5 protein-coding genes and 1 pseudogene are annotated in these 5,597 nt (G+C 70.5%); 4 read left to right on the top strand and 2 right to left on the bottom strand.

The window, feature by feature from the left end; translation table 11 throughout:
- Positions 1-99: 99 nt before the first annotated feature.
- The gene (locus tag BZL64_RS35030) at positions 100-465 is read right to left on the bottom strand and encodes a hypothetical protein (protein ID WP_086773099.1); all 366 of its coding nucleotides are present in this window, start codon (positions 463-465) and stop codon (positions 100-102) included.
- 217 nt (positions 466-682) lie between these two features.
- Entirely contained in the window at positions 683-2,131 is a 1,449-nt protein-coding gene (locus BZL64_RS35025) for a gamma-aminobutyraldehyde dehydrogenase (protein WP_086773098.1), read from the bottom strand.
- A 186-nt stretch (positions 2,132-2,317) separates the two neighbouring features.
- Between BZL64_RS35025 and BZL64_RS35020 the strand changes: the two genes are divergently transcribed.
- The 4 genes and pseudogenes from BZL64_RS35020 to BZL64_RS35005 form a co-directional block, all read left to right on the top strand.
- Entirely contained in the window at positions 2,318-2,833 is a 516-nt protein-coding gene (locus tag BZL64_RS35020) for an Lrp/AsnC family transcriptional regulator (protein ID WP_086773097.1), read from the top strand.
- 19 nt (positions 2,834-2,852) lie between these two features.
- Positions 2,853-4,217, top strand: a complete 1,365-nt coding sequence (locus BZL64_RS35015) for an aspartate aminotransferase family protein (protein ID WP_086773096.1) — start codon at positions 2,853-2,855, stop codon at positions 4,215-4,217.
- A 230-nt stretch (positions 4,218-4,447) separates the two neighbouring features.
- Positions 4,448-5,188: an ABC transporter ATP-binding protein gene (locus BZL64_RS35010; protein WP_086773095.1), complete on the top strand. Its 741-nt coding sequence runs from the start codon at positions 4,448-4,450 to the stop codon at positions 5,186-5,188.
- A pseudogene (locus BZL64_RS35005) lies at positions 5,170-5,597 on the top strand (hypothetical protein); the annotation flags it as partial. The gene BZL64_RS35010 and the pseudogene BZL64_RS35005, both read left to right, overlap by 19 nt.

The following is a 5,597-nucleotide window of genomic DNA, read 5'->3' as shown; positions in this document are numbered from 1 at the left end:
GTCCGTGACCGTCGGCCCGGTCGGCCGGGTCGCCGCCGGCGCAGCCCGCGAGCAGGCCGATGCCGACGGCGGTGAGGAAGGCGCGCCTGGAGTACGGGCTCATGCGCCGGTCGTCCTCCGGCGACGCAGGACGTACACGCCGGCACCGCCCGCGGCGAAGGCCGCCGCGAGAGAGCCGCCGATCAGCGTGCCGTCGCCCGGCGAGGACGCGGCCGTGGTGCCCTCACCCGTGTCGGCGGCCCCGCGGGGGACGACAGGGACCTGGTCGTCGGAGCCCGGTGCCACGGTGGGCGCGGGCTCCGGGGTCGCCTCGCTCGGGGCGGGAGCCGCCGTGGGCGCCGTCGAGGGGGCGGACGGGACGGGCGTCGGCGTGCCCCCGTCGGCGAACGCCGGTCCCGCGCCGATCAGCAGGGCGGTGCCCGCAACTGCCAGGGCGGTGAGGCCGGTTCGGTGGGTGAATCGCATGAGTCGCTCTCCTTCGTCGGTCCGCACGGGCTGCGTGACGGATCGAGCGGAGAGACGAGACAGCGGGGACACAGGTTGTAAAGAGATGGCAAAACCGGGTCGCGGTGGGCCTCACACGGGGCCGCCCCGGACGAGAACTCCCGTCCGGGGCGGCGAAGTAGGACAGGGCGGCCCAGCCGCCGCAGGCCTAACCGTCGCAGGCCTAACCGTCGCAGACCTAACCGTCGAGCGACGTCATCACGTGCTTGATCCGCGTGTAGTCCTCGAAGCCGTACCCCGACAGGTCCTTGCCGTAGCCGGACTTCTTGAAGCCGCCGTGGGGCATCTCGGCGACGAGCGGGATGTGGGTGTTGATCCACACGCAGCCGAAGTCGAGGTTCTTGGACATGCGCATCGCGCGGCCGTGGTCCTTGGTCCACACCGAGGAGGCGAGGGCGTAGTCGACGCCGTTGGCCCACTCCAAGGCCTGCTCCTCGTCCGTGAACGACTGGACGGTGATGACCGGGCCGAAGACCTCGTTCTGGATGATCTCGTCGTCCTGCTTCAGGCCGGAGACGACGGTCGGGGCGTAGAAGTAGCCCTTGTCGCCGACCCGGTGGCCGCCCGCCTCGACCTTGGCGTGGGCGGGGAGCCGCTCGATGAAGCCGGTGACCTGCTGGAGCTGGTTGGGGTTGTTGAGCGGGCCGAAGAGCACGTCCTCGTCGTCCGGCTGACCGGTCTTCGTCTCGGAGGCGGCCTTGGCGAGCGCCGCCACGAACTCGTCGTGGACGGCCTCCTGGACGAGGACGCGGGTGGCGGCCGTGCAGTCCTGGCCGGCGTTGAAGAAGCCCGCCACGGAGATGTCCTCGACGGCCTTGGCGATGTCGGTGTCCTCGAAGACGACGACGGGCGCCTTGCCACCCAGCTCCAGGTGGACGCGCTTGAGGTCCTTCGAGGCGGACTCGGCGACGGACATGCCGGCGCGCACGGAGCCGGTGATGGAGGCCATCGCCGGGACCGGGTGCTCCACCATCAGACGGCCGGTGTCGCGGTCGCCGGTGACGACGTTGAAGACGCCCTTGGGCAGGATCGAGCCCATGATCTCGGCGATCAGGACCGTGGAGGCCGGGGTGGTGTCGGACGGCTTGAGCACGACCGTGTTGCCGGCCGCGATCGCCGGGGCGAACTTCCACACGGCCATCATCATCGGGTAGTTCCACGGCGCGACCTGCGCGCAGACGCCGACCGGCTCGCGGCGCACGATCGAGGTCATGCCGTCCATGTACTCGCCCGCGGAGCGACCCTCCAGCATCCGGGCCGCGCCCGCGAAGAAGCGGATCTGGTCGACCATCGGCGGGATCTCCTCGGACCGCGTGAGCCCGATCGGCTTGCCGGTGTTCTCCACCTCGGCGGCGATCAGGTCCTCGGCGCGCTCCTCGAAGGCGTCCGCGATCTTCAGCAGGGCCTTCTGCCGCTCGGCCGGGGTGGTGTCGCGCCAGCCCGGGAAGGCGGCCGCGGCCGCCCGCATGGCGGCGTCCACGTCCGCCGGCCCGGACAGCGGCGCGGTCGCGTACGCCTCGCCGGTCGCGGGGTTGACCACCTCGGTGGTCCGTCCGTCGGCGGCGTCCCGGAACTCACCGGCGATGTAGTTCCGTAGGGTGCGCAGCCCACGCGGCTCGGTGCTCACTGCCGGCCTCCTGTGTCAGGGTCGAAGGTGTCGGGGTCGAAGTGTCCAATCACTGAGACACCCACCCTAATCGGCCCACCGAGGTTTCCAACACCCCCGTTCGCGCCACTCCTGCGAAATCCGCAAGTCTCAGCGACGTAAACAACGAATTTCATCGCCTCCACCTTGCGCAACTATCGAGACCTCGTGCAGAGTGACGTCGTGGCCAGTCGAAGCGCAGAGCACCGGGACTCCCGCGAGTCAAAGAACGGCACCCCTCAGCTGGATGCCGTCAGTCTCGGCATCATCGAGCAGCTCCAGGAGGACGGCCGCCGGCCGTACGCCGCGATCGGCAAGGCCGTCGGTCTGTCGGAGGCGGCCGTGCGCCAGCGCGTCCAGAAGCTGCTCGACCAAGGCGTGATGCAGATCGTCGCCGTCACGGACCCGCTCACCGTGGGTTTCCGCAGGCAGGCGATGGTCGGGATCAACGTCGAGGGCGACACCGAGGCAATCGCCGACGCGCTCACCGACATGGCGGAGGTCGAGTACGTGGTGATGACCGCGGGCTCGTTCGACGTCCTCGCCGAGATCGTCTGCGAGGACGACGACCACCTGCTCGACGTCATCAACAAACGCATCCGCGCCCTGCCCGGCGTGCGCTCCACCGAGAGCTTCGTCTATCTGAAGCTCAAGAAGCAGACCTACATGTGGGGAACCCGATAACCGTGAGGACCCGATAACCGTGAGCACCAAGGACCTCAGCCGCACCGCGTACGACCACCTGTGGATGCACTTCACCCGCATGTCCTCGTACGAGAACGCGCCCGTCCCGACGATCGTCCGGGGCGAGGGCACCTACATCTACGACGACAAGGGCAGGCGCTACCTCGACGGTCTCGCGGGCCTGTTCGTGGTCCAGGCCGGTCACGGCCGCACGGAACTCGCCGAGACCGCCTTCAAGCAGGCGCAGGAGCTGGCGTTCTTCCCGATCTGGTCCTACGCCCACCCCAAGGCCGTCGAGCTGGCCGAGCGCCTCGCGCACCACGCGCCCGGCGACCTGAACAAGGTCTTCTTCACCACCGGCGGCGGCGAGGCGGTCGAGACCGCCTGGAAGCTCGCCAAGCAGTACTTCAAGCTGACCGGCAAGCCCACCAAGTACAAGGTCATCTCGCGTGCGGTCGCCTACCACGGCACCCCGCAGGGCGCCCTGTCCATCACCGGCCTGCCGGCCCTGAAGGCCCCCTTCGAGCCGCTCGTCCCGGGCGCGCACAAGGTCCCCAACACCAACATCTACCGCGCCCCGCTCTTCGGCGACGACCCGGAGGCCTTCGGCCGCTGGGCCGCCGACCAGATCGAGCAGCAGATCCTGATGGAGGGCCCGGACACGGTCGCCGCCGTCTTCCTGGAGCCGGTCCAGAACGCGGGCGGCTGCTTCCCGCCCCCGCCCGGCTACTTCCGGCGGGTGCGCGAGATCTGCGACCAGTACGACGTGCTGCTCGTGTCGGACGAGGTCATCTGCGCCTTCGGCCGCCTCGGCACGATGTTCGCCTGCGACAAGTTCGACTACGTACCGGACATGATCACCTGCGCCAAGGGCATGACCTCGGGCTACTCCCCGATCGGCGCCTGCATCATCTCCGACCGCCTGGCCGAGCCGTTCTACAAGGGCGACAACACCTTCCTGCACGGCTACACCTTCGGCGGCCACCCGGTCTCGGCGGCCGTCGGCATCGCCAACCTCGACCTGTTCGAGCGCGAGAACCTCAACCAGCACGTCCTCGACAACGAGGGCGCCTTCCGCGCCACCCTGGAGAAGCTGTACGACCTGCCGATCGTCGGCGACGTCCGCGGCAACGGCTTCTTCTACGGCATCGAGCTGGTCAAGGACAAGGTGACGAAGGAGTCCTTCACCGACGAGGAGACCGAGCGCGTCCTGTACGGCTTCCTGTCCAAGGCCCTCTTCGACAACGGCCTGTACTGCCGTGCCGACGACCGCGGCGACCCGGTCATCCAACTCGCCCCTCCGCTGGTCGCCAACCAGCAGACCTTCGACGAGATCGAGCAGATCCTGCGCGCCACCCTGACGGAGGCGTGGACGAAGCTCTGACGGTCCCCGGTCCACGGGACTCCCCGCTGATCTTTCGGGATCTTCCTCTCAGGTGATCAACACCGGCCCCGGTGCCGTCCGTTCGAGTGAGAAACGGCGACCCGGGGCCGTGTGCTGTCCGGATGCCCGAGCCGGGCTGCCTAGCGTGCCAGTGACCGATCGGCCCCGCCTTCGTTCCCCCGGACGGGGGACGACACGGGAACTACGGATCTGAACGAAGGTGTACGCCCATGGAGGCCCCGCCGGACAACGACGTGCTGTGGGCACGCTCCCTGCACTACACGCACCCCGACGGCTCCCCCGCGCTCGGCGGAGTGTCCCTCGGCGTGCGGGAGGGCGAGATCCTCGCCGTCACCGGGCCGCGCGGCAGCGGCAAGACCAGCCTGCTGCACTGCCTGTCCGGGCTCGCCCGCGGCCAGCGCGGCGAGGTCTGGTTCAACAGCGTCCCCGTGCACACCATGGGCCCGATGGCCCGCGAACGGCTCCGCCGCGACCGCTTCGGCTGGATCGACCCGGCCCCGGTGCTCGTCCCCGAGCTGAACGTGTGGGAGAACGCGGCCCTCCCCCTCATGCTGCGCGGCACCAGCCGACGCCGCGCCAAGGTCGCCGCCCTGGAGTGGCTGGAACGCCTCGACATCGGCGACAAGTCCCGCCTGCGGCCCTGTGAACTGACCCAGTCGGAACGCCAGCGCGTCTGCATCACCCGCGCCCTGGCACCGGCCCCGTCGGTCCTCTTCGCCGACGAGCCGACGGCCCCCCTGCACCGCGCCGACCGCGGTCACGTCCTGCGCACCCTGACCACGGCGGCCCGCTCGCACGGCATCACCGTCGTCCTGGCCACCCACGACCCCGACACCGCGGCCCTCGCCGACCGCACGGTCTCCCTCCTGGACGGGCGCCGGGTGCGCACCGTCCATCTGCCGCCGGTCACCGAGTCGGAAGGCCGGGCGGCGTGCTCGCTCTCCGCCTGACCCGCAGCGCCCGTCCGGCCGTCCAACTGCGCCGTCTGCTCGTCGCGACGGCCTCGGCCGGAACCGGCTTCCTCCTGCTGAGCACCCTCGGCCACGCGCTGAGCCACCCGGGCACCACGGCGGGCTCCGCGCTCCGGCTGGCCTGGTGCACCGTCCCGCTGGCCGCCACCGTCCACTTCGCCCTCGCTGTCGCCCGCACCGACCCGGGCACCCGCCCCCGCCCCGGCCTGGCCGCCATCGGTCTGGGCCCGGCCCGCCTGATGGCGATCTCGGCGACCACGACGGCCCTGTCCACCGCCGTCGGCTCGTTGCTGGCCCTGCTCCTCTTCCTCCACCTCCGCGGCGACCTCACGGGCATGCCCTTCGACGGAGCGGCGGCCTCGTTCCTGGCGGCGGACCTCCCCCTCCC

Origin of the sequence: Streptomyces bobili (genome assembly GCF_002154575.1) — a bacterium.
Lineage (GTDB): Bacteria > Actinomycetota > Actinomycetes > Streptomycetales > Streptomycetaceae > Streptomyces > Streptomyces bobili.
The sequence above is the reverse complement of the archived record's forward strand: the minus strand, read 5'-3'. Positions and strand labels throughout refer to the sequence as shown.